The sequence below is a fragment of the Streptomyces silvae genome (genome assembly GCF_016745505.1).
Lineage (GTDB): Bacteria > Actinomycetota > Actinomycetes > Streptomycetales > Streptomycetaceae > Streptomyces > Streptomyces silvae.
On record NZ_JAERUC010000057.1, the window covers coordinates 14,234 to 40,993 of the forward strand.

Sequence of the window (26,760 nt, forward strand, 5' to 3'; positions counted from 1 at the left end):
GGGCCCCGCGGGCCGGGGCCCGGCTGCGGGCATCGACGCCGCCTGTGCAGCTCTTTTCTGTAGCGTGTACGCCCTGGCGCGCTCTGAGGGGAGGCGCCGTTTGTGGACAGTCCGGCGACAAGCCTTGACCGGAGAATCCCGCATCCCTAGCTTGTGGCGTCAAACCTTCCGGGAGGTGTCGAAACTTTCGAACCGTCACCGTCCCCACCCCGCGCACGTCCGCTCCGCCGCTCAATCAGGGCCCCTCACTCCAGTCCCCAGGAGGCGCAGCTCATGTGGTATCCCCGCTTGTCCCCACCCCGGTCAAGACGCCTGCTCGCTGTACTCGCACCCTTGTTGCTCGTGGTCGCCTTCCTCGGTGCCCAGCCCGCCGCCGCGGCGACCGTGGACCCCAACGCCTCCTATGTGCTGGTCAATCGCAACAGTGGCAAGGCCCTGGACGTCTACAACCTGGCGACCGAGGACGGCGCTCGCGTCACCCAGTGGACCCGCAACGACCAGGCCCAGCAGCAGTGGCAGTTCGTCGACAGCGGAGACGGTTACTACCGCGTGAAGTCCCGCCACTCGGCCAAGGTGCTGGACGTCTACAACTGGTCGGCCGCGAACGGCGGCTCGATCGTCCAGTGGGCCGACCTGAACGCCACGAACCAGCAGTGGCGGCTGGCCGACAGCTCGGACGGTTACGTGAGGTTGATCTCGCGCCACAGCGGCAAGGCACTCGAGGTGCAGGGTGCCTCCACCGCCGACAACGCGAACGTTGTCCAGTACGACGACTGGGGCGGCACCAACCAGCAGTGGCGGCTGGTCAAGGCCGGCGACGACAGCTCCGGTTCGTGCGCACTGCCGTCGGCATACCGCTGGTCGTCGACGGGCGCACTTGCGCAGCCGAAGGCAGGATGGGCCTCGCTCAAGGACTTCACCGTCGTCCCGTACGACGGCCGACAACTGGTCTACGCGACGACGCACGACACCGGGACGAGATGGGGTTCCATGAACTTCAACCTGTTCTCCGACTGGTCACAGATGGCTTCGGCCGGCCAGAACGCGATGTCGACCGCCACGGTCGCTCCCACGCTCTTCTACTTCGCGCCGAAGGACATCTGGGTGCTCGCCTACCAGTGGGGCGGAACCGCCTTCTCCTACCGGACGTCGAGCGACCCGACCAATCCGAACGGGTGGTCTGCCCCGCAGACACTCTTCTCCGGCAGCATCGCCGACTCCGGAACGGGACCCATAGACCAGGCGCTCATCGGGGACGGGACGAACATGTACCTGTTCTTCGCCGGTGACAACGGCAAGATCTACCGGGCCAGCATGCCGATCGGTAACTTCCCGGGCAGCTTCGGCGCGACCTCCACGGTGGTCATGAGCGACACGACGAACAACTTGTTCGAAGCCCCGCAGGTATACAAGCTGGAGGGCCAGAACCGCTACCTCATGATCGTCGAGGCGATCGGCTCACGGGGCCGCTACTTCCGCTCGTTCACGGCCACCAGCCTGAACGGCGCGTGGACACCCCAGGCCGCGACCGAGAGCAACCCCTTCGCCGGCAAGGCCAACAGCGGAGCGTCCTGGACCAATGACATCAGCCATGGCGAACTGATCCGCACCAGCCCCGATCAGACCATGACCGTCGATCCCTGCAATCTGCAGTTGCTCTACCAGGGGCGTAGCCCCGACTCCGGCGGCGACTACGGCCTCCTGCCCTACCGCCCGGGCCTGCTGACGCTGCAGCGCTGATGACGTGACACGAGTCCGGCCCCAGGCCGGGGTCGGCGGGGCGGGCTCGGTCCCAGGCAGAGCCCGCCCGGGTCACGCAAGAACATCAGCGCTCGCACGACGACGGGGCGCGGGGGCGGCCGACGTCCCGGCCCGACCGGTCCGCCGATGCCGTCCGATGCTCCCGGCCACGACTAGCCAGGTACCGAAGTCCCTTCGCCCGGTGGCGCCGACGAGGCGCGTACCACGAGTTCGGTGGCGAGTTCGATGTGGTGGGACTCGATCTTCTCGCCGTTGGCCAGGCGCAGGGCGGTGCGCAGCGCGGTTCCGCCCATCTCCCTCAGTGGCTGGCGCACGGTGGTCAGGGGCGGTGTGGTCATCCGGGCGAGGCTCGTGTCGTCGAAGCCGACCACGCTCAGATCTTCGGGAATGCGCAGACCGCGTGCACGGGCGGTCTCGATGACACCGGCGGCGATCTCGTCGTTGCCGGCGAAGACCGCCGTTGGTGGCTCCTGCAGGCTCAGCAGAGCTGTGGCACCGAGCAGCCCGGTCTCGTAGGTGAAGTCTCCGGACCGGACGTAACCGTCGGGCACCTGCACGCCTTCCGCCTCCATGGCTGCGCGATAGCCGTGCGTGCGCGCCTGGTTGCACACGGCTGCGACCGGTCCGCCGAGATAGGCGATGCGGCGGTGGCCCAAGGAGAGCAGATGCCGGGTCGCGGTCAGGCCGCCGGTGAAGTTGGTCGCCCCGATGCTGTTGACCCGGCTGTCCGGCAGGTGCAGTGGGTCCAGCACGACCAGGGGCAGACCGGACCGGGCGAGTTCGTCCAGGTGTGCCGCGGTGTACACGCTGGTGACCGCGATCACTGCGCGGCGCCCGGCTGAGACCAGGTCCCGGGCCCAGTGCGGGGCACGGGACGCCTTGCTGATCACCACCGAGGCCCCCGACTCGGCCGCGGAGTCGATGATGCCTTCCAGGGTCTCGGCCACGTACGACTTGAGGCCCCCCTTGAACTGCACCTCGATCGTCGGGATCTCGGCGGCCTCGGTGTGGCGGAACACGGGTGCGAGGTAGTGGTGCTGGTGCAGCAGTTCCTGCACCCGGGTACGAGTGTGCGGCGCCACGTCACCGCGACCGTTGACCACTTTGGACACGGTCGCGACGGAGACCCCAGCCGCTTGGGCGATGTCCGCCAAAGTGGTGCGCCTGGCGTTCGGTCGCATCGGTTCCCCTCGGTTGTACGTTCACTGGTGCGCTGTGCCGCCGGTGGCACCGGCAACACCTGTGGAACCGGTCAACCTTACGCCAACCCGGTACCGAGTCCTCCGGACGCGGGGGTGGCCTGCATCAACAGTGGGAAAGCCGTGATCGTCACTTCGTTCTCCGCTTCTGACGATGATTCCGAAACTGTTTCGGTTGCTTTCGAGGCTGGACGAGTGCTGGTCCCACTTGATGCAGAGCAGCGGATTCAGGCCCGACTGAGCTTGCCTGCACGCGTCTTGACAGGGCGTCATGCCGAAACCTAATTTGCATGCACAGAGCTCGGAGAAAGCTGTTTTCGAAAACCTTTCACCACGACTCACGAGAAGCCGGTGGCTCTCGAGTGCGGAGAAACGACATGGCGCTCTCCCGACGTACCCTCCTCGGTCTGGCAGCTGGCGTGCCGGTCTCCGCGGCGCTGGCGGCCTGCGGCTCGTCCGGTCCCGGCGGTGGCGGTGGGGCCACGTACTGGTACCTGAACGGTCAGCCCCAGGAAGGTGTCAGAGCCGGCGCGGTGGACGCTTTCAACAAGGCCCACCCCAAGGGGAAGATCAAGGACACCACCTTCCAGAACGACGCGTACAAGACGAAGATCAAAACCGCCATCGGTGCCGGGCAGGCGCCCACCATCATCTGGGGCTGGGGTGGCGGGACGCTGCGAACCTACGTGGAAGCGGGCCAGGTCGAGGACCTCACCTCGTGGTTCGGCGAGCACTCCGAAATCAAGAACGGGTTGTTCCCGTCCTCGTTCGGAGCGGCGACCGTCGACGGAAAGATCTACGCGATGCCGTGCGAGGTCGTGCAGCCGATCATCCTCTACTACAACAAGAGGGTCTTCGACCAGGTCGGCGTGAAACCGCCTCAGTCCTGGGACGACGTCATGGCGCTGGTGCCCAGGTTCAACGCGAAGGGTATAGCGCCGTTCTCACTCGGTGGCCAGTCCCGGTGGACGAACATGATGTGGCTGGAGTTCCTCTTCGACCGCATCGGCGGCCCCGAGGTCTTCCAGGCCATCATGGAAGGCGAGAAGGACGCCTGGTCCCACCCGGACGCCATCGCCGCGCTGACAAAGGTGCAGGAACTGGTCAAGGCCGACGGGTTCGTCAAGGGCTTCTCATCGATCACCGCGGACTCCAACGCCGATCAGGCACTGCTGTACCGCGGCAAGGCCGCGATGATGCTGCACGGCGCCTGGTCGTACGGCATCCAGCAGGCCGACGGCGGGGACTTCGTCTCCAGCGGCTCCCTGGGCTACATGAACTTCCCGCCCGTGGACGGCGGCAAGGGCGATCCTGGCAACACCGTCGGCAACCCGGCCCAGTACCTGTCCATCTCGTCGAAGGCCGGTGCCGAGGAGAAGAAGATCGCCAAGGAATTCTTCGCCACGGGCGTCCTCCAGGACGAGGAGTCGAAGAAGTGGATCGACAACGGGTCGGTCCCGATCCGGCTCGGCACCGAGAAGCTGCTGGCGGCCTCCAAGAACGCCGACTTCCTGCAGTTCACCTACGACGTCGCCAGCAAGGCCAAGGTCTTCGGCCAGTCCTGGGACCAGGCGCTCAGTCCGGCCGCCGCCGAGACCCTGCTGGACAACATCGCCAAGTTGTTCCAACTCGGCATTTCCCCGCAGCAGTTCGCCACCAAGCTCAACGCGGCCACCGCCAAATGACCAATCTCACCCGCCCTTCGCCGCGCCGCGAGCGGCGCAGCATCCTGCCGTGGCTCGCGGCGCCGGCGCTGGTGGTCTTCGTCGCCTTCGCCGTGGTCCCACTCGTCGGTGTCTTCGTGCTGAGCTTCACCACCTGGGACGGGATCGGCGCCATCCACCCGTCCGGGCTGGACAGTTGGCGAGCGGTGCTAACCGACCCCGGGCTGCCGCGGGCCCTGTGGGTGACGTTCCTGGTGATGGCCGTGTCCTGGGCCGTGCAGACGCCACTGAGCGTGCTGCTCGGCACCTTCATGGCGGGCCGCCAGCGCTACCGCGCCGTGCTCGGCGTGGTCTACTTCATCCCGCTGATGCTCAGCTCGGCGGCGATCGCGATCGCGTACAAGGCCCTGCTGGACCCCAACTTCGGTCTCGGAGCCGGGCTGAAGATCCCTCTGCTCAGCCAGGACTGGCTGGGACGTCCGGGGCTCGCGTTCGGGGTGGTCGTCTTCGTCGTCTCCTGGCAGTTCATCCCGTTCCACTCCCTGATCTACCAGGGAGGTGTCCAGCAGATCCCGAAGTCCCTGTACGAGGCGGCTCAGTTGGACGGAGCCGGACGTATCCGGCAGTTCTTCGGCATCACCCTGCCCCAGCTGAAATACACGATCATCACCTCGTCCACGCTGATGGTGGTCGGGTCGCTGACCTTCTTCGACCTCATCTACGTCCTCACCGAGGGCGGCCCCGGCGACGCGACCCGGGTCCTCGCACTGGACATGTACAAGCGGGGCTTCCAGGCCAGCCTGATGGGACCGGCCAGCGCCATCGCGGTCATCCTGGTCCTGGTGGGTCTGGCCCTCGCCCTGCTACTGCGCCGGCTCGGCGGCCGGGACGCCGGCGCGAGCCAACTCGAGGGGGCCTGACGTGACCACCACGCCTGACGTGACCACCACGCCGGCCAAGGCCCGGCACCCGCTGAAGACCACTCCCCGTGCACGGCAGCGCCTGCCCCGCCGGCGCAACTGGGCCGGTGGCCTGGCCGGATGGATCTGGCTCGTCATCGTCGCCGTACCCCTGTACTGGACCCTCATCACCAGCCTGAAGGCCCAGAGCCGCTACTACGCGAGCAACCCGCTGGTGCCGTCGGCCGACCCGACCCTGGACAACTACCGGCTGGTCATCGAGTCCGACTTCGTCCGCTACTTCGTGAACAGCCTCGTCGTCACCGCCGGCGCGGTGGTGCCGGCGGTGGTGTTCTCCTTCATGGCCGCCTACGCGATCGTCCGAGGCCGGCGCATTCGCGGCCTTCGCGCGATCAACGGGCTGTTCCTCATGGGCCTGGCCATCCCGCTGCAGGCGACGGTGATCCCGGTCTACCTGATCATCATCAGACTGCATCTGTACGACAGTCTGCTCGCGCTGATCCTTCCGTCGATCGCCTTCGCTGTCCCCCTGTCCGTGCTGGTGCTCGCCAACTTCGTCCGCGACGTGCCCAAGGAGCTGTTCGACTCGATGCGCGTCGACGGCGCGAGCGAATGGACGACGCTGTGGCGGCTGGCGGCACCGCTCACCCGGCCGGCCATCCTCACCGTCACCATCTTCAACGCACTCACCATCTGGAACGGATTCCTGCTGCCCCTGATCCTCACCCAGAGCCCCGACCGCCGGACGCTGCCGCTCGCGCTGTGGACCTTCCAGGGCCAGTACGGCGTCAACGTCCCCGCGGTTCTCGCCGCCGTCGTCCTCACCACGCTGCCGCTCCTGGTCCTGTACGCGTTCGGCCGCCGCCAGCTGCTGAGCGGTCTGACCGCCGGATTCAGCCGGTGACCGGTTCCCGCCCCAGACGTTCCGTGAGCTCCTGATCCCCGCACGTCCGACTGCCCGCCGATCGTGCCCCCGTCAAGGGCCTGGCGGGCATGGGAGGAAAATGAACATCAACGTGGCCGCAGAGAGCACCCCCGACATCGCCCCGTGGAACGACCCCACCCTTTCCGTCACCGCCAGGGTCGAGGCCCTGATCGACGCGATGACCCTTCAGGAGAAGATCGCCCAGCTGTACGGAGTGTGGGTGGGCGCCTCCGACCAGGGTGGTGAAGTGGCCCCCCACCAGCACGACATGCGGGAGGCGGCCGTCGACCTCGACGCACTCCTGCCCACCGGACTGGGCCAGCTGACACGCCCCTTCGGCACGGTCCCGGTCGACCCCGCCCTGGGCGCGCTCTCCCTGGCCCGCACCCAGACCCGTATCGCCGCGACGAGCCGCTTCGGCATCCCTGCTCTCGCACATGACGAGTGTCTGGCCGGCTTCGCCGCCTGGGGGGCGACGGCCTACCCCGTCCCCCTGTCCTGGGGCGCCACCTTCGACCCGGACACGGTGCGGCGCATGGCCGCCGCCATCGGCCGCGACATGCGTGCAGTCGGCGTCCACCAGGGGCTCGCGCCCGTCCTGGACGTGGTGCGCGACGCCCGCTGGGGCCGGGTCGAGGAGACCATCGGTGAGGACCCGTACCTCGTCGGCACCATCGGGACGGCCTATGTGCAGGGTCTGGAGTCCGCCGGCGTCGTCGCCACCCTCAAGCACTTCGCCGGCTACTCGGCCTCCCGCGCGGGCCGCAACCTCGCACCCACCTCCATGGGCCCGCGTGAGCGCGCCGACGTCCTGCTGGCCCCCTTCGAGATGGCGATCCGTGAAGGCGGCGCCCGGTCGGTGATGAACGCCTACACCGACACCGACGGGATGCCGTCCGCAGCCGACGAGGAACTGCTCACCGGGCTGCTGCGCGACACGTGGGGCTTCGACGGCACCGTCGTCGCCGACTACTTCGCCATCGCCTTCCTGAAGACCCTGCACGGCATCGCGGCCGACTGGGCCGGAGCCGCCGGCGCGGCGCTGCGGGCGGGCATCGACGTCGAACTGCCCGACGTCAAGGCGTACGGCGTCCCCCTGACCGAGGCCGTCAGCGACGGGCGTGTGCCGGAGGCGCTGGTCGACCGCGCGCTGCGCCGGGTACTCACCCAGAAGGTGTCGCTCGGCCTCCTCGACCCCGACTGGAACCCCCTGCCGGAGGCGCTGGACGGGTCGGATCCGGAGGCCCTGCGCGGCCGGATCGACCTGGACGGTCCGGAGAACCGCGCGCTGGCCCGCACGGTCGCCGAGAAGGCGGTCGTGCTGCTGAGCAACAACGGCACTCTGCCGCTCGAGAGGCCGCGCCGTATCGCCCTGCTCGGTCCCAACGCCGACGAGCCCGTCGCCGTACTGGGTTGCTATTCCTTCCCCCAGCACATCGGCGTCCGCCACCCCGGCACCCCACTCGGCATCCGACTGCCCACACTCCGCGACACTCTCGCCACCGAGTTCCCCGACGCCGAGATCACGGTCGCCCGCGGCACCGGAGTCGACGACGGAGATCTCTCCGGCATCCGCGAGGCCGCCCGGGTGGCACGCGAGTCCGACATCGCCCTGGTGGTTCTCGGCGACCGCGCCGGACTTTTCGGAGGGGGCACCAGCGGTGAGGGATGCGACGTCGAGACGTTGCTGCTGCCCGGCGCGCAGCAGCAACTGCTCGACACCCTGCTCGACCTGGAGACACCCTTGGTCACCGTGCTGCTCGCAGGACGACCGTACGCCCTCGGCCGCGCCGTGGAGGAGTCCGCCGCGATCCTGCAGTCCTTCTTCCCGGGTGAGGAGGGCACCCACGCGATCGCCGGGGCGATCAGCGGCCGTACCAATCCCTCCGGACGCCTTCCGGTCAGCGTGCCGCGCGGGCCGGGCTCCCAGCCGGCCACGTACCTCGGGGCGCGGCTCGCCCACGCCAGCGAGGTGTCCAGCAGCGACCCGACCCCCGCGTTCGCCTTCGGTCACGGTCTGTCCTATACGCGGTTCGACTGGACGGATCTGACCCTGCTCGCCGAAGAGGTCCCGACGGACGGGGAGTTCACCCTCACCTTCACCGTCCGCAACACAGGCGGGCGCTCCGGAACCGAGATCGTCCAGGTCTATCTGCACGACCCGGTTGCCTCCGTCGTCCAGCCGGTGCAGCGCCTCGTCGGCTACGCCCGGGTTCAGCTGCAACGGGGCGAGGCCCGGCGCCTGCGTGTCACGGTCCCGGCCGACGTCGCCTCCTTCACCGGGCGCGACAATCAGCGCGTCGTCGAGCCGGGCGAGCTGGAAGTACGGTTGGCCGCCTCCAGCGTGGATCCGCGCCTGACGGCCAGGGTCACGCTGACCGGAGCCGGGCGCCACGTGGATCACACGCGACGCCTGCACGCCACGATCGGGCAGGAGCCGGTCGATCAGGCGTGACCCGGGGGCGCAGCGTACGTCGCAGCTGCGGCGGCGCTGCGCACACGGGACCGCGGGGCCGGACATGTGCAGGTCCGAGCCCTGCACTCACGGGTGCGGGTCAGTACTCCGTGAGTCCCGGCCTCCGCCGTCATGCGTCCCACCCGGGGTTTCGGCGGTGACCGTACGGACTCCCGTCATCTCACAGCACGCCACGCCGCGCGAGGTTGCGCATCAGCGCTCGCACGCCGAAGGCCCAGGGGGCGGCCTGCTCGCAGGGAACGACGGTGTTGACCAGAGTGCCGAGACGCGGGCTGGAGATCCGCACTACGTCGCCGTACTCGTGGGTGAAGCCCGCGCCGGGTGCCTGTCGGTCCTCGGTGGGGGCGAACAGCGTTCCGGTGAACAGGACGTGCCCGTCCGGGTATTGATGGTGCGGACCGTGGGTGGCGGCCACCAGTTCCAGTACGTCGCGGCTGATCTCACGCATGGAACTGCTGCCGTGCAGTACGTAACCGTCCGGGCCGTCGATCCGCAGGCCGATGTCGAGTCCGCGCACGGTGTCGAGGTCGAAGCCCTCGTCGAGCAGGCGGATGAACGGGCCGATCGCGCATGAGGCGTTGTTGTCCTTCGCCCGGGACAGCAGCAGGGCGCTGCGACCCTCGACGTCGCGGAGGTTGACGTCGTTACCGAGCGTTGCGCCGCGTACCCGGCCGCGCGAGTCCACGACGAGGACAACCTCGGGCTCAGGGTTGTTCCAGACCGAGGAACCAAGCACTCCGATGTCGGCGCCGGTGCCGACCGCGGACAGGACCGGGGCCTTGGTGAACACTTCCGGGTCCGGCCCGATCCCGACCTCCAGGTACTGCGACCACAGTCCTTCGGCGACGAGCAGTTCTTTGGCCTTGTGGGCTTCGGGCGATCCGGGACGGATGCCGTCGAGCGTGCCGCCCACCACCTGCCCGACGCGGGCCCGTACCCGCGCCGCCTGCGCCGGATCACCGCCCGTACGCTCCTCGATGACGCGTTCCAGCAGACTCCGGGCGAAGGTGACGCCCGCGGCCTTGATCACCTGCAGGTCGATGGGGGAGAGCAGATGCGGAACCTCACGGCGGTCGACCGGTGCCTCGATCAGTTCGTTCAGGCTCCAGACGTGTCCGCCGTCGGCCTCGCGGACGACCGCCGCCGCGTCATCGCGTTCCATGAGGTCGGAGACCGTAGGTGCGACGGCCGTCAGATCGACGACGTGCTCTCCGCGCACGGCGGCCACACACGGTCCGCCCCGTTCCGGGCTGTACACGCGCGCGACGAGGGTCGCTCGGTCGGCGTCCTCGGGCAGGACGGAGCCGGTGGTGAGCATCGGACGGGGACGCGTCGTTGCCGGTTCCACGGTGGGTGCTCTCCTGGGTTGCGGGGAAGGTGGGCCGCCCTGGACGGGATCAGTGGGAGTCGCGGGGAACCTCGTGACCACGGCTACCGCGCAGGAATCCGAAGTCGGCCCCTTGGTCCGCCTGTTCCACGTTCTGGGTGTAAAGCCAGGTATAGCCGCCGGTATACCGCTCAGCGGGTGCCCTCCATGTCTGCCGGCGTCGCGCGAGCTCGGCCTCGTCCACGTCCAGACTCAGGGTGCGGTTCGGGACGTCGAGGACCACGGGGTCCCCGTCGCGCACCAGGGCCAGAGGCCCACCGACGGCGGCTTCGGGCGCTACGTGCAGGATCACCGTGCCGTAACCGGTGCCACTCATCCGGCCGTCGCAGACGCGCACCATGTCCTTGACCCCGGCCTTCAGCAGCTTGCCGGGCAGCGGCACGTTGGAGACCTCGGGCATGCCGGGGTAGCCCTTGGGGCCGGCGTTGCGGATGACGATGACGGTGTTCTCGTCGATGTCGAGTTCCGGGTCGTCGGCCACCGCGTGGTAGGCCTCGGGGGAGTCGAAGACGCGGGCGGGGCCGCGGTGGGTGAGCAGGTGGGGTGAGGCGGCGGACTGCTTGATGACCGCGCCGTCGGGGCACAGGTTGCCGCGCAGGACGGCGGTGCCGGTGCCGGCCGGCTGGAAGGGCGCGTCGAGGGCGGTGATGACATCGGAGTTGAAGCACTCGGCGTTCTCCGTGTTCTCGGCGACGCTGCGTCCGGTGACCGTGATCGGTTCGCGGTGCAGCAGCTCGCCCCGGAGCAGTTCGGCCATGACGGCGGGCAGCCCGCCCGCGTAGCAGAAGTCCTCCATGAGGTACTTGCCGCTGGGCATCAGGTTGACCAGGGTCGGCACCGCGCGGACCAGGTCGTCGAAGTCCTGCAGGCTCAGGTCGACGCCGACGCGTCCGGCGATGGCGGTGAGATGGATGATCGCGTTCGTGGAGCCGCCGATGGCCGCGTTGACGCGGACGGCGTTCTCGAACGCCTCCCGGGTCATGATCTGCGAAGGGCGCAGTTCCTCCTCCACCATGCGCACGATGCGCTGACCCGCTGCCTGGGCGGTCTCCATCCGGCGGGAGTCGACCGCGGGCCAGGCGGCCGAGCCCGGCAGCTGCATGCCGAGCGCCTCGGCCATGCAGGCCATCGTCGAGGCGGTACCCATCGTCATGCAGTGCCCGTTGGAACGGGCCATGCACCCCTCCGCGAAGAAGCACTCCTCCTCGGTCATCCGGCCGGTCTTCAGGTCCTCCTCGAACTTCCACACGTGGGTGCCGGACCCCACGTCCTGGCCCCGGTACTTGCCGTTGAGCATCGGTCCGCCGGTGACCATGACGGCGGGCAGGTCGACGCTGGCAGCGCCCATGAGCATGGCGGGGGTCGTCTTGTCGCAGCCCGACAGCAGCACGACACCGTCGAGCGGATTGGCCCGGATCAGCTCCTCGACCTCCATGGCCATGAGGTTGCGGTACAGCATGGCGGTGGGGCGCATGAGGGTCTCGCCGGTGGCCATGGTGGGAAACTGAAGCGGTAGGCCGCCCGCCTGCCACACGCCGCGTTTGACGGCTTCGGCGACGTGTGTCAGATGGGCGTTGCACGGAGCGAGTTCGGAGGCGCTGTTCGCGATGCCGATGACGGGACGCCCGTCGAACACCTCGGCCCCGAGCCCCTGGTTACGCATCCAGGAGCGGTACAGCATCCCGCTCCGGCCCTGTGCGCCGAACCAGGCCTGGCTGCGACTCGTCTTGCGACCGTCGGTCATGTAGGCACTCCCGTGGCTCTGGCGTCGTCGCTTCGCGACGGGGCCTTTTCGGGTGAGGCCCCGCAGGCCGTACCCTGTGAGGCAATCATTAAATGATTCGATGAATGGTGTCCAGGGGGCGAGCAGGGATCGTGGTGCACTTCCTGACCATGCATCAGCGAGTGGTCGACGAACTCGGGCGGCGCATCGTGGGTGGCGCGTGGGAGCCGGGGGATCCGTTGCCGGTCGAGGAGGCGCTCGCCGCCGAGACCGGTGTCAGCCGAGGGGTGTTGCGGGAAGCGGTCAAGGCGCTGGTGGCCAAGGGGATGCTGCACGTACGCCCGCGCACCGGCACGCGCGTGCTGCCCCCGGAGCACTGGAACCACCTGGATCGTGACGTACTGCGCTGGAAACAGGCCGGGGACGCCACGGCTCTGCTGCGCGACACGGGTGAACTGCGCAGGATCGTCGAGCCCGAGGCGGCCCGGCTAGCCGCCGGCCGGGCCCACCCCGATGATGTGCGGGGCCTGTACGACTGCCTGGCGGCCATGGAGGCCGCAGCAGCGGAGCCCGGCCGCAGTGGGTACGTAGAGGCCGACATCGCTTTCCACCGGGCTCTGCTCGATGCCAGCGGTAACCGTCTCCTCGGCTCGCTGGGCCGCGCTCTCGACATCGCGCTGGAACACAGCTTCCTGGTCAGCACCCGGACCCCGGGCGCGGTGGAAGCCTCACTGCCGGGTCACCGCGCCATCGTGCGTGCCGTCGAGGCCCGCGATCCCTCGGCCGCGGCGGCCGCCGTACTGGGCATCATCGAAGCCGCCGAAGAAGAGATCGCCCGGTCGCCCGGAATGCCGAGCCATGCGACACGGAAGTCATCGCACCCCCTGCTCGGCCCGGATGCTGCCCCTTGACCACCTGACCCGCGCATTGATGGGAGGGCGCGAAATACAGAGCTCGCCGTTCGTTGCGCCGCCGTCACTGAACGGTTCATCGCCGCAGATGTGCGCGCCGGGGGCGGGAGACCGGCCCGGTCCGGACGCCCAACGGGCGATCCGTGCCCGGTCGAGAGCGTCGATGCTGCCCGTACTCCCGAGCCGCACCGGCATTGTGGACAGCACCCGGAGACAGGTGATGCCCCGCCGGACCGCCGGACGCTGCGGCCGGCTGGTTCCACAGCAACCCACCGTGCCCACGGCCGATCGAGGCTGATCCGCCTCGGCGGAATCCGGCGGCATCGGGGCGGCCTCTTCGGCGAAAGGGCGTGGAGCGTCACGTGGTCGACCATGTGACCAGCAGGCGGGCCCTCTGGGCGCTGATCTCGTTACGGAGCAGCAGTCTCCGGTCCTACGAGCCGCGCGAGAGCGACCAGGGCGTCAGCGACAAGATGCTCTCCCAGGCTCCTGCGGGCGCCCGAGACGGCCTGGTCCGGCCGGAGGCGGAGCCGAAGACTCCGCCCCAGGTCACCTACGGGCTGGTGAGTACCGCTCCGGCGCGACAGCAGTGTGGGCCCGACCGGAACACCGGTCGGGCCCACACTGCTGTTCAGTGGTCGGAGTAGCTGAAGTCGCCCACGGTCCAGGCGCCGACGTCCTCGATCGCCACCCGGTACATCCCGCCGGTCTCCGGGATCCCCACCGTGCCCTGCAGGATCCGGGCGACATGGAAGTGCAGATGCGTGGGTGCCCCGTCGTTCTTCGGGGGGTCCCGGAAGACGGCGGAGAACTCGCGCAGCCGGTCCGAATCGGTGAGTACGTCCGACACCCGCTGCCTCCACACTGCTTCGGGGGCCAGCCGACCGGTGATGACAGCGCCACCGGTGACCACGGTCAGGGACATCTGGTTGCTCTGCCCGGACTCCACCAGGGCGGCGACGTCAACGAGCAGCTCGTCAGGCTTCGACATGGGCCGGATTCTATGCGCACGGGCGTCTCCGGTGTCCCCGGTGGAGGCCTGCGGGCCAAGGCCCGCCCCCGCAGTGTCGGCGGCAGGTTACCTCTTCCTTGAGCATCCCAAAATCTATCGCGGCAACAGTAGACATTGGGTGCTGGCGTGGTTATGGTTTCTCTCGTAGCCAGAAGGACCGCAAGGCCCGGCAGGGATGAACTGCCGGGAGATGTACGGGTGGTTGCCGTTCGCAGGACGGTTCGGCGGTGGAGTTCCGAAGCCAGGGTTGTCGTAGGACGGCGACGGGACTGACGGCCGGACCGGGTGGCCCGCAGTCATCAGGGGCCGCCGAGCAGCAGTGCCATGGCGGCAGTGCCCGTACGCGCAGTACGCGGAAGAGCAGTACCAGCAGTCGCACGTGATCGTTCCAAGAGGGAAGAAACGGAGGAGCCAGGCGCCATCGGGATCGCCCGGGAGGAAGTGCTGAGCCCGGGTACCGCAGGACATCGATAGTGAGGTGGTCTCCGGTCAAGCAACCGCGATCCCCGTACCCCCGCCAGCATGACGGCCGGGCGTGCGGACACAGAAGGCCGGTGCCTTGTCGGCGTCGGCAGATGGTGTAGCAGTTCTCCTTCGGGGCCTTGGTGCCGTACGGCACCAAGGCCCCTCCACGCGTTCCACAGAGAGGTGCAGATGACAGCAGGCGATCCCCTCGGCCGTCTCGACGACGACGATTACCCCGCCTACACCATGGGCCGAGCCGCCGACATGCTCGGCACCACCCCCGGTTTCCTGCGCGCCCTCGGCGAGGCGCGCCTCATCACCCCGCTGCGCTCGGAGGGTGGCCACCGCCGCTACTCCCGCTACCAGCTGCGCATCGCCGCCCGCGCCCGCGAGCTCGTCGACCAGGGCACCCCCATCGAGGCGGCCTGTCGCATCGTGATCCTCGAGGACCAGCTCGAAGAGGCCCGGCGCATCAACGCCGAACGCCGCCGGCCCGCGGGGTCCCCGGGCGTGTAGGGCGCGTGGTGCCACCGACGCCCGGCGTCCCGCGCAGGCCGGCAGGGGAGCGGCGGGAAGGCAGGCAGGAAAGTTGGACATCCTCGCGGCGCGATCCTGCAGCGGGTCCCGCCCCCGGCCGACCGGTGCCGATCTGCTGTATTTCCCTGTATGAAACACGCCTGACGCCGGAGACCGGTGGCGGCAGGCGCATCCATGCAGGATTCCATCGTTGACGGGTCTCCGGGCGGTGGTTAACGTCCCTGCCATGTCATCCCGAGCCCATGCAGGCATGATCGACGAGCTGGACCGCCGCGTCATCGCGGCGCTCCAGCTCAACGGCCGTGCCTCGTGGAACTCCGTCTCCCGCTGGGTGGGGGTCAGCGAGACCACCGCGCAGCGGCGCTACCAGGTGCTGCGGGAGCGGAGGCTCGTGCACGTGGTCGGGGCGCTGGAGCTGGACCGCACCGAGAGCGGCTCCTCCATGCTCGTACGCGTACACGCCAAGCCGGGCAAGGGTCTCGAGCTCGCCGAGGTGCTGGCCGAGTGCCCGGAGGTGCGGTTCCTGGCCGTCGTCACCGGCACGGCCGACCTGATCGTCGACTTCGTCGCCCAGGACAACGAGCAGCTGATGAGGCTGCTCTTCACCGATCTGCCCGGCGCGCACCTCATCACCGGTACCGAGTGTGTCGCCGTCATCCGCAACTTCACCTCGGCAGCCATGTGGGACACCGGCCTGCTGCCGCCCGAGGCGGCCGCCGACCTGAGGCCCGCCACGCTCGCCCCACCCTGCGACCGTGACGACTGGGACCAGGCGCCACAAGCGCTGTCCGGTCTCGAACAGGCCGTGGCCGACGGTCTCGCGGCGGACGGCCGGCTGCCGGTCAGTACGCTGGCACGCCGGCTGGAACGCAGCGAGTCCAGTGTCTCGCGGGCCCTGGACCGGCTGGTCGAGCGGGGGGTCCTGCACTTCCGGACCCTCGTCGACCCGGCGCTCCTGGGGTACCAGGCGGAGTTCATGGTGTGGCTGTCCATCGAGCCGGACCGGCTCGACGCCGCCGGGCGGCAGCTCGCGCGGCACCCGGGCACCAAGTTCCTCGCCGCGGCCACCGGCCGGTTCAACCTGGTCGGCCACATGGTGCTGCCCCGCCGTACCGACCTGTTCCGCTACACCGGTGAGGTCATCGGCGCCCTGCCGGGGCTGAACGCCTCCGATGTCACCGTCCACCTGGCCACCGTCAAGGGCGCCTGGACCCGCCTGGACCAGTCCGACTGAGCCCTTGGTCCGCCCCGCCGGCGGGCCCGTCCGTATCCGGTCGTACAGCTCCACAGCCGCACAGGTCCACAGCCGCACCCGCACATCCGCATACCGCGCACCGGTCCTCCGGCATGCCCGTGACACGTGTACACGGCGTGTGCCCGTGAGATCCCTCCCCGTCCCCGAGTCCCCCGGGAGAGCACCATGTCCACGAACGAGCCGGACACCGTGACAGAGAGCTGGCGGTGGCCCGAGAGCGAATGGCGGCGGCATGTCGAGGGCGTCCGGGCCGGCCGCCGGCTGCTGCCCGAGCGCTGGCCCGACGGCGCCCGGGTCGCGGTCGCCCTGTCCTTCGACCCCGACCACGAGACCATTCCCCTGCGGGACGCACTGACCAGCCCGGGGCTGCTCGCCCAGGGTGAGTACGGGGCGCGGGTCGGCGCACCGCGGGTCCTGGAGCTGCTGGCCCGTTTCGGGGTCCCGGCGACGTTCTTCATGCCGGCCGTCTCCGCGCTGCTTCACCCCGACGAGGCCCGCGCCTACACCCGCGACGGTCATGAGCTCGCCGTCCACGGCTGGATCCACGAGCGCAACATGCTGCTCGGGGCCGAGGACGAGAAGGAGCTCGTGGGGCGCGCCCTGGACACCCTGACCGACCTCACGGGGCAGCGGCCGACCGGTATCCGCACCCCGTCCTGGGACTTCTCGGACTCCACCCTGCAGACCATCCTCGACCTGGGGTTCTCCTACGACTCCTCGCTGATGGCCGACGACGAACCGTACGAGATCGTGGCCGCCGGCCGGCCCACCGGGCTGGTCGAGATCCCGGTCGACTGGATCCGCGACGACGCGCCGTACTTCACCATGGACCGCTACGGCGCCGTCCGCCCCCACAGCCGTCCCCGCGACGTGCTGGAGATCTGGACCGACGAGTTCGACGCCGCCTACCGCGCGGGCGGCGTCTTCCAGCTCACCCTTCACCCCCATGTCATCGGCCACCGCTCACGGCTGGTCGTCCTGCGCGAACTCCTCGACCACATCGCCGGGCACCCCGGCGTCTGGTTCGCGACCCACGCGGAGCTGGCCCAGGCCGTCCGTACCGCGATTCCTCCGCACGAGATCCCGGAGCACACCTCATGAGCACCCGGTCCCCGGCGGCCCCGGCCGCGAACACCACGCACAAACTGAGCGGCAAGCAGCGCAAGGCCATTGTCGCCGGCACCATCGGCAACACCGTGGAATGGGTCGACTGGGCCCTCTACTCCATCTTCGCCAAGATCATCGCCGATGAGTTCTTCCCCTCCGGCAACGGCGCCGTCGCCCTGCTGTCCACGCTCGCCGTCTTCGCCGTCGGCTTCGTGATGCGGCCTGTCGGAGCGGCCGTACTCGGTGTGTACGCCGACCGGCACGGCCGTAAGAAGGGGATGACGCTCACGGTCGGGCTGATGGCGGGCGCCGCGTTCGTCATCGCCCTGACCCCGAGCTACGACTCCATCGGCGTGCTCTCGCCGCTGGTGCTGCTGCTGGCCCGGCTGGTCCAGGGGTTCTCCGCCGGAGGCGAGTTCGGGTCCTCCTCGGCGTTCCTCGTGGAGTCCGCAGCGGTCGGCCGCCGCGCCTTCGCCGGGTCGTGGCAGCAGGTGTCGGTCGCCGGCGGTGTGCTGATCGCCTCGTTGCTGGGCACCCTCACCACCTCCGCCCTCAGCGACGCGGCCCTGCACGCGTGGGGCTGGCGCCTCGCCTTCGTCGTCGGCGGGCTGCTCGGCCTGGTCGGTCTGTGGCTGCGGGTGTCGGTCGAGGACACCGAGTCCTTCACCCAGGCGCAAGGAGCGGGCCGTACGCGTTCCAACCCGCTCAAGGCAATGTTCGTCGAGCACCCGGGGGCCGCGCTGCGCGTCGCCGGCATCACCGTCGCGGGGACCCTGACGTACTACATCTGGGTCAACTACCTCCCGACGTACGCCAATCTCACCACCGGGATCCCCCTGAGCCGGGCCCTGCTGTCCCAGACGCTCTGCCTGGTGGTCTTCGTCGTCCTGCTGCCGTTCGTCGGCCTGCTCTCCGACAAGCTCGGCCGCAAGCCGACCATGGCCGCCTTCGCCGGCGGATTCGTGGTGCTGGCCTGGCCGTTGCTGCGTCTGCTGAACGACAACTTCCTCAGCCTGTTCCTGGTGCAGCTGACCGGGATGCTGCTGATCCTCGGCTACTCCGCCAACTGCGCGGTCATCATGGCCGAGCAGTTCCCCGCGGAGATCCGCGCCACCGGGATCGCCCTGCCGTACGCGCTGGCCGTCGCGCTCTTCGGCGGCACCGCCCCCTACCTCACCACCTGGATGCACGAGAGCGGTCACAGCGACCTGCTGTGGCTGTACGTCGCCGGGGCTTCGCTGGTGTCGTTCCTCGTCTACGTGACGATGCCGGAGACCAAGAACAAGGAGTTCCACTGATGGGCCGCCATGTCCTGATCACGGGCGCGGCCGGCGGGATAGGCCGGGCGATCGCCGAGGAGTTCGCCGCGGACGGGGCTGTCCTCACCCTCGCCGACCGGGACCGTGAGGCACTGGAGGCCGTCGCCGCGCAGCTCCGTGCGACCGGCCCCGGCGCCGGATCCGACGACCCGGTCCGTACGCTCACCGTCGATCTGACCCGGCCGGAGGCGGCGGAGGACCTCGTCCGCCGGGCGTGGGAGACGAGCGGCCCCGTCGACGTGCTGGTCAACGCGGCCGGTGTGTACCCGTCGCTCGACATGGGCGAGGTGACCGCCGCGGACTGGGACCGGCTCTTCGCCGTCAACCTGCGGGCTCCCGTCCTGGCCACCGCGGCCTTCTCCCGGCTGGCCGCCGAGCGCGGCCCGGGCGGCGCGGTGGTCAACATCTCCTCCGGCTCGGCGCTCCGCGCCCGTCCCGGAGGCGGCCCCTACGCCAGCTCCAAGGCCGCGCTGGAGATGGCCACCCGGGCCGCCGCCCTCGAACTCGGCGCCCAGGGCATCCGGGTCAACGCCGTCAGCCCCGGGTTCATCCCGGTCGACAGCGCCTGCAACCCGGTCTCCGAGGAGTACGCTGCCGCGATCGGCGCCAACCCGCTCGGAAGGGCGGGCACGCCCCGGGACATCGCCCGCGCGGTCCGCTGGATCGCCGGGCCGGAGGCCTCCTGGATCACCGGCGAGATCCTGCGGGTCGACGGGGGATCGAGCACCGGAGCCCTCCATCTGCCCCGGATCTGGCCACCGGAGCGCCCCGAGCCCGCCGGCGGCACCCCGCACACCCGCACCGCCGTTACCGCACCCGCCTCACCGGCCGACCGGGCCACGGAAGGAAACCCCGCATGAGCAGCGACAGTTACACGGTGGTCGGAGCCGGAGCCATCGGCGGGACCCTGGCCTTCAGCCTGGCCCGCGCGGGCCACCGGGTACGGCTCATCGACACCGACGCGGCGCACGTGACGGCGATCCAGGATCGCGGGCTGACCGTCGCCCGGGGCGAGCACCGCGAGAGCGTACGGGTGGAGGCGGCGACACCGGACGCGTACGACGGCCCTGTCCACCGGGTGCTGCTGGCGGTCAAGGCACAGGCCACGGACGCCGCGCTCGACTGGATCGCCCCGCGCCTCGCTCCGGACGGCTGGGTCGTCTCGTTCCAGAACGGCTTCAACGAGGAGCTGATGGCGGACCGGATCGGGCCGGACCGCACCGTCGCCGCCTTCGTCAACATCTTCGCCGACGTCATCGAGCCCGGAGTGATCCTCGACGGCGGCGCCGGGGCCCTGGTGGTCGGCGAGCGCCACGGCGCCGCGGTCTCCGAGCGGGTCGCCGCGCTCGTCGCCGACCTGCAGAGCTGGGGGCCGGCGGTGGCCAGCGACAACGTCGAGGGCTACCTGTGGGCCAAGGCCGGGTTCGGCGCCATGCTGGCGGCCACGGCCCTGGCCGACGCACCGATGGCCGAGCTGATCGACCGCCACCCGCTCACCATGCACGAGGTGGCCGGGGAGGTCTTCGACGTGGCCGAGGCACTGGGGGTGGAACTGGAGGCGTTCGACGCCTTCGAGCCCGAGGCCTTCCGCCGCGGCGCCGACCCGGCCGTACGCCGCGCAGCCACAGGGCGTCTCACCGCCTGGCTGGCCACCCAGGCCAAGGACCGCAGCGGCATATGGCGCGACCTGGCGGTACGCCGGCGCCCGGTCGAGGTGACCACGCACTACGCGGAGGTCTTCACCCAGGCCGAGCGGCACGGGGTGAGCACCCCGGTGCTGCGCTCCGTCATCGCCGGGCTGCGGGAACTGGAGCGCGATCCGGGACTGATGGCGGAGGAGCGGCTGGTCGCCCTCGACCGCCTCGCGGTCTCCCTCCCTGGCACGCACGGCGGCACCGTCGGCCCCGACCGTGACAGGGCCCGGGCGGTACGGGAGTGGCTGGACGCGCACCGGGAGGACATGGTCGACGACCTCGCCGCGTACACCTCCCAGGGCAGCGCCAGCGACGACCGGGAGGCACTCGCCGCCTGCCTGACGTGGGTACGCGGCTGGCTCGACGGAGCCCTGGGCGCCCCCCAGGCCGAAGAGGTGCTGGAACGCGAGCGGACGGGGGACATCCTGGTCCGCCGCTACCCGGGAAACGGCGACCGGCCGGTCCTCCTGCTGGGGCACTACGACACCGTCTGGCCGACCGGCACGCTGGAGGAGTGGCCGTTCCGGCGGGACGGCGACCTGATCACCGGGCCCGGCGTCTTCGACATGAAGGCCGGGTTGGTGCAGGCGGTGTGGAGCCTGCGCGCGCTGGACGCACTCGGCCTGCCGCGCCCGGCCTGCACCCTCATGCTCAGCGGTGACGAGGAGACCGGAAGCCTCACCTCCAGCGAGGCCATCGTCGCCGAGGCCCGGGGCAGCCGCGCCGCCCTCGTCTTCGAGGCCGCCGCCGACGGGGCCGTCAAGACGGCGCGTAAGGGGGTCGGCCTGTTCACCGTCACCGTCACCGGCAAGGAGGCGCACGCGGGCCTCGACCCGGACGCCGGGGCCAGCGCGGTCGAGGAACTGGCCCACCAGATCCTGTACCTGGCCGGCCTGCGTGACCCGGAGGCGGGCACCTCGCTCAACGTGGGTGTGATCGAGGGCGGAACCCGGAGCAACGTGACGGCCGGACGGGCCGTGGCCCGGCTCGACGTCCGGGTCGCCACCGCCGCCGAACAGGACCGCATCGGAGCGGCTCTGGACGCGCTCCTGCCGGTGGACGGGCGTACGTCGATCGAGGTGACCGGCGGTTGGAACCGTCCGGTCTTCGAACGCACCGCAGGGGTGGCCGAGTTGGCGGAGCTCGCCCGCAGCTGCGCGGCGGACCTCGGCTGGGACCTGCGCGAGACGTCGGTCGGCGGTGCCAGCGACGGCAACTTCGTGGTGGCGGCGGGTGTCCCGGTGCTGGACGGCATCGGCGCGGTCGGTTCCGGAGCGCACGCCCGCTCGGAGAACACCTCCGTCGCCGGCATGGTGGAGCGCGCGGCCCTGACCGCGATGGTCCTCACGTCTCTGTCGGAGCGCTGAGGTCTCGATCCTTCGCCGGAGAGGCCCCGGCCTGCCCGTCAGGGTATCGACGGACACACCCACCGGTCACTTGCAGCGTGATGCCGGAACGGGAGACAAGAGACGGACATGGCCCTGTTTTCCCGAAGCTGCCGCGAAGTGACAAGTAGCTCCCTGTAGCAAGGCGGGGGTGCGCTTGTCCGGGTTTTCGATCTTCGGGGGCCTCCGAGCGGACGGTTCCGCGAGCACCAACCTGCGCGCCGTCCTGGTCCGCCTCCTCAACGCCACCTTGGCCGCCCGCGATCAGGCGTGGTGGGTGTGTGTGGGAGGGGAGGAGGCGGGCCGAGCAGACAAGGGTGGCGAGGTATTTCAGCCCGCTTCAGTCAGCAGCCTTGGTCGATGACGTCCTGGAGGTACTGCATGGCGAGCTTCTCGGCGTGGTGGCGCCGTTCAACGACCGCACCACCGGCATCGGACCATCGACGGTAGAGATCGACGGTGGCGAGGAGCGCCCGCCCGGCCTCGTGGCGGTCGTAGCCGCTCAGAGTTGCCAGTATGTTGCGAGCTTCTTCGGGGGCGATGGCCTCCAAGTGGCGTACACCGCGGGGGATCGCGCCCACCCGGCGCGCGGCCGGCGGGCCGAGTACGGTCTCGCGCAGGTAGGTGAGGAAGCTGATGGTCTCGAACAGTTCTCCGCGGCCGAGCTTCGTCGCACCGTAGTGCACCCAGATCCAGAAGCGGTCCTCGATCCACTGGAGGTCGAACACCGGAGTGACCGGCGGCTGCTGCACGAGGACGCCGGACAGGAGGCCGTCCCGGTCCCACAGGATCTCCGGGGCCTCAGTCCGCTCGGCGAAGTCGGAGGCCCGGACGAACTTGAAGTCGACGTGCAGGAGAGGCGGCCCGACGAGCGTGCTGATCACACGTGGCTCGCCGACATGCTCCCCGGTGAACCGGCCACAAGGGAGGCCCAGGAGCCGACCAGCGCGAGCCGCTCCCGCATGACCGCGTCGTACGTGGGTTCGGGGTACTTCTGAGAATCGTTGGTGACCGTCTCCGGTGTCATGACGGCCCCTCAAGAAGCCTTCCTGAGCGACGCGGACGACGTCGAGCGCTACCCCTGCCCGCGCTACCGGGCCGAACGCGGCTCGCCGTGCCGCTCACGCTCCGGCGCGGCGTCGCCGGCACCTACCGCACCGGCTGCCTCACCAGGGTGCTCCGCCTCCCGAGCTCCTGCGCGTGCAGACCCCCGCCGACCGCGCCCCCGGCCAGCCGTGGCGCCCCGGCACTCCGGTACCGCTCGCCCTGGCACCGGACACCCCGAGCGCCGGACTCCGTGGAACGCCCCGGCCGCGACGCTGCCGAACTCACCGCACTCGCCGACCACCTCTCCGCCCACGGCCTCACCCTGCGCGTCCGGGTCACCGGCGAGCACAGCGCCTGGTCGGGCGCCTCCTTCGTCGGCGTGGACCGCGCGGAGGTCTGCACGAACCGAGGTACCCGCGGGGGCGGGCCCGGGACCGCGGGCCCGCCGCACCTCACTGGCTTATTGCCGCCGCCTCCGGGGGCAGGTCCTCCGGCAGGAGCAGGCGCAGATCGTCCAGGCCCGGCGCGGACATCGCGCCGATCCGGCCTGCCTGACGGGTCATCATCCCCTCCAGGACCTGGCGGGCCGTACGCGCGTTGCCGAAGGCGTGGTCGCGCGGCAGGGCGTCCATGTAGCCGCGCAGCGCGGTCATCGCCTCGGGGGAGCAGTCGTAACCGTAGTCGGTGGCCTGCTTGGACAGGATCTCCAGCAGATCGTCCGTGGAGTAGTTCTCGAACTCCACCGTCCGCGAGAACCGCGAGGCCAGGCCCGGGTTGGAGTCGAGGAAGCGGCGCATCTCGCGTGTGTAGCCGGCGGCGATGACGACGACCTCGTCGCGGTGGTCCTCCATCAGCTTCAGCAGCGTGTCGACGGCCTCCCGGCCGAAGTCCGAGGTCGCGCCCTCCGGCGTGAGCGTGTACGCCTCGTCGACGAACAGCACACCTCCCAGGGCCCGTTCGAACGCCTCCTTGGTGAGCTGCGCGGTGTGACCCACGTAGCGGCCCACCAGATCGGCACGAGCGACCTCGACCAGCTGACCCTTGGGCAGGACGCCGAGGGAGCGCAGCAGGTCCGCGTACAGGCGCGCGACGGTGGTCTTGCCCGTGCCGGGGGGCCCGGAGAAGATCAGGTGGTTGCTGATCCTCGGGGTGGGCAGCCCGGCGGCCTTGCGCTGCTTCGCCGCGGTGAGCAGGTTGACCAGGGCGGCGACCTCGTTCTTGACCGCCGTGAGACCGATCATGGCGTGCAGCTCGGCGAGCAGTTCCTCGGAACCGGGGCCGTCGTCCGCCGGAGCGTTGTCCGGCGCCACGTCCTCGGGCAGCAGGAGGGTGAGGTCGCTCTCCGCCGGGTTCGTCATGGAGGCGAGCCGGGACGCCTGCCGGTCCACCATCTCCTCGAACACCCGTCGCGCGGCGCGGCCGTTGCCGAACGTGGCGTCGCGCGGCATACGCCCGTAGTGCAGGGCGAGGGTGTCCAGGGTCCGGGGGTCGAGTGCGTAGCGGTGCCCCGCGCACATGTTCTCGGTGATCGTCACCAGCTCGTCGACCGAGTAGTTGGCGAACTCGATGGTGCGGGTGAAGCGGGAGGCCAGGCCCGGGTTGGAGGAGAGGAAGGTGTCCATCTCGCCGGTGTAGCCGGCGGCGATGACGGCCACGTCGTCGCGATGGTCCTCCATCAGCTTCAGCAGGGTGTCGACCGCCTCCCGGCCGAAGTCGGCACCGGAGCCCTTGCTGTCGGAGAGCAGCGTGTACGCCTCGTCGATGAACAGCACACCGCCGAGCGCCTCGTTGAACGCCTCGGTCGTCTTGATGGCCGTGCCACCGATGACCTGGGCGACCAGGTCGGCGCGGGAGACCTCCACCAGGTGCCCGGAGCGCAGGACTCCCAGGTCGGCCAGGATGCCGCCGTACAGCCGGGCGACCGTGGTCTTGCCGGTGCCGGGCGGGCCGGAGAAGACCAGGTGGCGGCTCATCTGGGGGACGGGCATGCCCAGCTGGGCGCGGCGCTGGTTGAGCTGGTTGAGGTTGACGAGCGTCCGCACCTGGCTCTTGACCTCGGTCAGGCCGACCAGCGACTCCAGCTCCTCCAACGGGCCCTCGGGCTCCTTGGCCGAGTCACCGGCCCCGCCCGTCGCGACGTCCGGCGGGAGGGTGTCGCCCCACGCGTCGGGGGCCACGTTGCCGGAGCTGTTCAGGTTCTCGACCGTGAGCCGTTCGTTCACCCTCGTCTGCCTGAGGCCCGCGCCGCGGTTGTCCCGGACGGCGCAGCCGGTGACGGTGACGGGCTCGGCGGTGTCGATCCGGATGCCGTCGCCGACGCTGCCGATGACCTGGGAGGAGGTGAGGGTGGCACGGGCGCCGTTCGCGAGGAGGACGCCGTGGGCACCGCAGTCGGTGATGTGGGCGCGCAGGGCGGAGAGTTCGCCGCCGTTGTCCACCGTGATGCCGCCGGCCGTGGCGGACTCGATGCGGCAGTCCCGGAGGGTGGCCCGGCCCTCGCCGCCGATGGAGACGGTGGCGTCGGTCGCCGCCCGCATGACCGTGTCGCGGATGTCGGGGTTGCCCCCGGAGGCGATGCGTACGGCCGCGCCGCCCGCCCGGTCGATCTCGCAGTGCTCCAGCCGGCCGCGCCCGTCCTCGGCCACCTCTACGCCGTGGCCGCCCGATGAGGTGATCCGTGCGCGGCGCAGCAGCGGGTCGGCGCCGGTGCGTATCCGGATGCCGGTGCCGGCCGCGTCCGTGATCAGCAGGTCGTCGAACTCCGCCGACGACTCCTCCTCCAGCAGCACGGCGCCGCTCACGTCCGCGCAGTCGCGCACCGCACAGCGGGTCAGGAAGGGCGCGCTGGAGTTGACCACCCGGATCGCGGGGGCGGCGGCGGTGTCGAACTCGCAGTCCTGGAAGGTGCCCCGGGAGCGCTCGGTGACGGCCAGGCCACTGCCCTTGGTGCGTGAGGTGCGGCAGTTCACGAACTCGGGGTCGGCGCTCGCGGCCAGCATGATGCCGGGACCTGAGGTGTCGGAGACGGTGACGTGTTCCAGGACCGGGCGGGCGGAACTGGTGATGTAGACGCCGACGGAGGTGTCGTGCACCGAGGTGCGCACGACCCGGGTGCCGCTGCGGCCCTCCAGGGCGATGGACGGCTTGTCCGTGCCGGAGATGTCGCAGTCCTCCACCAGCCCCTGCGCCTCGTCGGAGGTCAGCACGCCGTTGGCGCGGGCGTCGCGGATCCGGCAGTCCCGTACGGTCGCACGGGCCTCCGCGCCGATGACGACACCGGAGGTGCCCAGGTTCTCGATGAGGCAGCCGGCGATGATGCTGCCCGTGGGCGCGGAGTCCACGACACCGGCGCCCTTCGGGTTGCTGACCCGGCAGTCGCGCATGGCCACCGAGCCCGACTCGCGGGCCAGGACGGCCGTCCAGCCGGAGCCGATGACCGTACAGCCGTCCATGGCGACCTGGCCCCGCGGCGCGTCGACCACCGGCAGGTCCTCACTCCCGCCGCGCAGAGTCAGGTCGGTGAGCATGACGGCGTCGGCGACGAGGACGACGGCGGTGCCCCTGCGCGGGCAGATGTCGACGCTGCCCGGCTCCCCGTCGGCGACGATGGTGACCCGGGTCCTGACCGTGAGGTTCTCCGGGTAGCGGCCGGGGTGGACCCGGATCACCGCACCCGTGCGTGCCATGTCCAGGGCATCACCGATCGTCCGGAAGCTGTCCGGTTGTCCCGACCCGACCCTGAGCAACTGCCGTGACACGCTCGATCCTCCTCCTTGTGGTGCCGCCGCCGCGTGCCTCTCCCGACGAGGGGGCCGACAGGCAACTGTTCCGCGTCCGGGTACGTACGGCTGTGCGCACGCGACGAAGGCTACGGGACCGGTGCGGCGATGTTCCAGGAGGGACCGACGAGTTGGGGTGAGGCCGTGCGTATGTCCCGTGATGCACCCCTCGTCGTCCGCAGGTCACGGCCCGC

The 26,760-nt window shown here is 70.2% G+C and carries 19 protein-coding genes; 12 read left to right on the top strand and 7 right to left on the bottom strand.

What is annotated here, in order from left to right; genetic code table 11:
• The first annotated feature begins 273 nt into the window (after nt 1–273).
• Entirely contained in the window at nt 274–1,740 is a 1,467-nt protein-coding gene (locus JKV81_RS07620; protein ID WP_129265981.1) for a non-reducing end alpha-L-arabinofuranosidase family hydrolase, read from the top strand.
• 173 nt (nt 1,741–1,913) lie between these two features.
• Here the strand turns inward: JKV81_RS07620 and JKV81_RS07625 are convergent, their stop codons facing one another.
• Complete coding sequence (locus JKV81_RS07625; RefSeq protein WP_124275161.1) at nt 1,914–2,942, bottom strand: LacI family DNA-binding transcriptional regulator; 1,029 nt, start codon at nt 2,940–2,942, stop codon at nt 1,914–1,916.
• Between the two features lie 395 nt (nt 2,943–3,337).
• Between JKV81_RS07625 and JKV81_RS07630 the strand changes: the two genes are divergently transcribed.
• The 4 genes from JKV81_RS07630 to JKV81_RS07645 all read left to right on the top strand — a co-directional run bounded on the left by JKV81_RS07630 (nt 3,338) and on the right by JKV81_RS07645 (nt 8,924).
• On the top strand, nt 3,338–4,645 hold the full coding sequence (locus JKV81_RS07630; protein WP_124275162.1) for an extracellular solute-binding protein: 1,308 nt from the start codon (nt 3,338–3,340) through the stop codon (nt 4,643–4,645).
• A complete protein-coding gene (locus tag JKV81_RS07635; protein ID WP_202075238.1) occupies nt 4,642–5,544 on the top strand; it encodes a carbohydrate ABC transporter permease in 903 nt (300 codons plus the stop codon). Before JKV81_RS07630 ends, JKV81_RS07635 begins: the two co-directional genes overlap by 4 nt.
• A 19-nt stretch (nt 5,545–5,563) precedes the next feature.
• Nucleotides 5,564–6,448, top strand: a complete 885-nt coding sequence (locus JKV81_RS07640; protein ID WP_129267153.1) for a carbohydrate ABC transporter permease — start codon at nt 5,564–5,566, stop codon at nt 6,446–6,448.
• A 100-nt stretch (nt 6,449–6,548) separates the two neighbouring features.
• Nucleotides 6,549–8,924, top strand: a complete 2,376-nt coding sequence (locus JKV81_RS07645) for a beta-xylosidase/alpha-l-arabinosidase (RefSeq protein ID WP_202075239.1) — start codon at nt 6,549–6,551, stop codon at nt 8,922–8,924.
• 181 nt (nt 8,925–9,105) lie between these two features.
• Here the strand turns inward: JKV81_RS07645 and JKV81_RS07650 are convergent, their stop codons facing one another.
• Both JKV81_RS07650 and JKV81_RS07655 read right to left on the bottom strand, forming a co-directional pair.
• On the bottom strand, nt 9,106–10,293 hold the full coding sequence (locus JKV81_RS07650; RefSeq protein WP_129265983.1) for a fumarylacetoacetate hydrolase family protein: 1,188 nt from the start codon (nt 10,291–10,293) through the stop codon (nt 9,106–9,108).
• 49 nt (nt 10,294–10,342) lie between these two features.
• Nucleotides 10,343–12,076, bottom strand: coding sequence for an IlvD/Edd family dehydratase (locus JKV81_RS07655; protein ID WP_202075240.1), 1,734 nt, complete (start codon nt 12,074–12,076; stop codon nt 10,343–10,345).
• Nucleotides 12,077–12,180: 104 nt separating this feature from the next.
• Between JKV81_RS07655 and JKV81_RS07660 the strand changes: the two genes are divergently transcribed.
• The gene (locus JKV81_RS07660; protein ID WP_164493652.1) at nt 12,181–12,966 is read left to right on the top strand and encodes a FadR/GntR family transcriptional regulator; all 786 of its coding nucleotides are present in this window, start codon (nt 12,181–12,183) and stop codon (nt 12,964–12,966) included.
• A gap of 631 nt (nt 12,967–13,597) precedes the next feature.
• Here the strand turns inward: JKV81_RS07660 and JKV81_RS07665 are convergent.
• Entirely contained in the window at nt 13,598–13,957 is a 360-nt protein-coding gene (locus tag JKV81_RS07665; protein WP_099176565.1) for a hypothetical protein, read from the bottom strand.
• A 675-nt stretch (nt 13,958–14,632) separates the two neighbouring features.
• Here JKV81_RS07665 and JKV81_RS07670 point away from each other — a divergent pair.
• The 6 genes from JKV81_RS07670 (at nt 14,633) to JKV81_RS07695 (ending at nt 21,722) form a co-directional block, all read left to right on the top strand.
• Nucleotides 14,633–14,959 carry a helix-turn-helix domain-containing protein gene (locus JKV81_RS07670; RefSeq protein WP_129265985.1) on the top strand — a complete coding sequence of 109 codons (327 nt, stop codon included), beginning with the start codon at nt 14,633–14,635 and terminating at the stop codon, nt 14,957–14,959.
• Between the two features lie 271 nt (nt 14,960–15,230).
• Nucleotides 15,231–16,214: an Lrp/AsnC family transcriptional regulator gene (locus JKV81_RS07675; RefSeq protein ID WP_129267155.1), complete on the top strand. Its 984-nt coding sequence runs from the start codon at nt 15,231–15,233 to the stop codon at nt 16,212–16,214.
• 186 nt (nt 16,215–16,400) lie between these two features.
• Entirely contained in the window at nt 16,401–17,336 is a 936-nt protein-coding gene (locus JKV81_RS07680; RefSeq protein ID WP_129265986.1) for a polysaccharide deacetylase family protein, read from the top strand.
• The gene (locus JKV81_RS07685; protein WP_129265987.1) at nt 17,333–18,640 is read left to right on the top strand and encodes an MFS transporter; all 1,308 of its coding nucleotides are present in this window, start codon (nt 17,333–17,335) and stop codon (nt 18,638–18,640) included. The genes JKV81_RS07680 and JKV81_RS07685 overlap by 4 nt, the downstream gene beginning before the upstream one ends.
• Nucleotides 18,640–19,521: an SDR family NAD(P)-dependent oxidoreductase gene (locus JKV81_RS07690; protein WP_129265988.1), complete on the top strand. Its 882-nt coding sequence runs from the start codon at nt 18,640–18,642 to the stop codon at nt 19,519–19,521. The genes JKV81_RS07685 and JKV81_RS07690 overlap by 1 nt, the downstream gene beginning before the upstream one ends.
• Entirely contained in the window at nt 19,518–21,722 is a 2,205-nt protein-coding gene (locus tag JKV81_RS07695; RefSeq protein WP_129265989.1) for a 2-dehydropantoate 2-reductase, read from the top strand. Before JKV81_RS07690 ends, JKV81_RS07695 begins: the two co-directional genes overlap by 4 nt.
• Nucleotides 21,723–22,084: 362 nt before the next feature.
• On the opposite strand, the gene JKV81_RS07700 is transcribed toward JKV81_RS07695, so the two are convergent.
• From JKV81_RS07700 to JKV81_RS07710, 3 genes are all read right to left on the bottom strand, one after another.
• Nucleotides 22,085–22,624: a hypothetical protein gene (locus JKV81_RS07700; RefSeq protein ID WP_202075241.1), complete on the bottom strand. Its 540-nt coding sequence runs from the start codon at nt 22,622–22,624 to the stop codon at nt 22,085–22,087.
• Nucleotides 22,621–22,767 carry a hypothetical protein gene (locus JKV81_RS07705; protein WP_202075242.1) on the bottom strand — a complete coding sequence of 49 codons (147 nt, stop codon included), beginning with the start codon at nt 22,765–22,767 and terminating at the stop codon, nt 22,621–22,623. Before JKV81_RS07705 ends, JKV81_RS07700 begins: the two co-directional genes overlap by 4 nt.
• A 472-nt stretch (nt 22,768–23,239) precedes the next feature.
• Nucleotides 23,240–26,545 carry a right-handed parallel beta-helix repeat-containing protein gene (locus tag JKV81_RS07710; protein WP_202075243.1) on the bottom strand — a complete coding sequence of 1,102 codons (3,306 nt, stop codon included), beginning with the start codon at nt 26,543–26,545 and terminating at the stop codon, nt 23,240–23,242.
• Between the last annotated feature and the right edge of the window lie 215 nt (nt 26,546–26,760).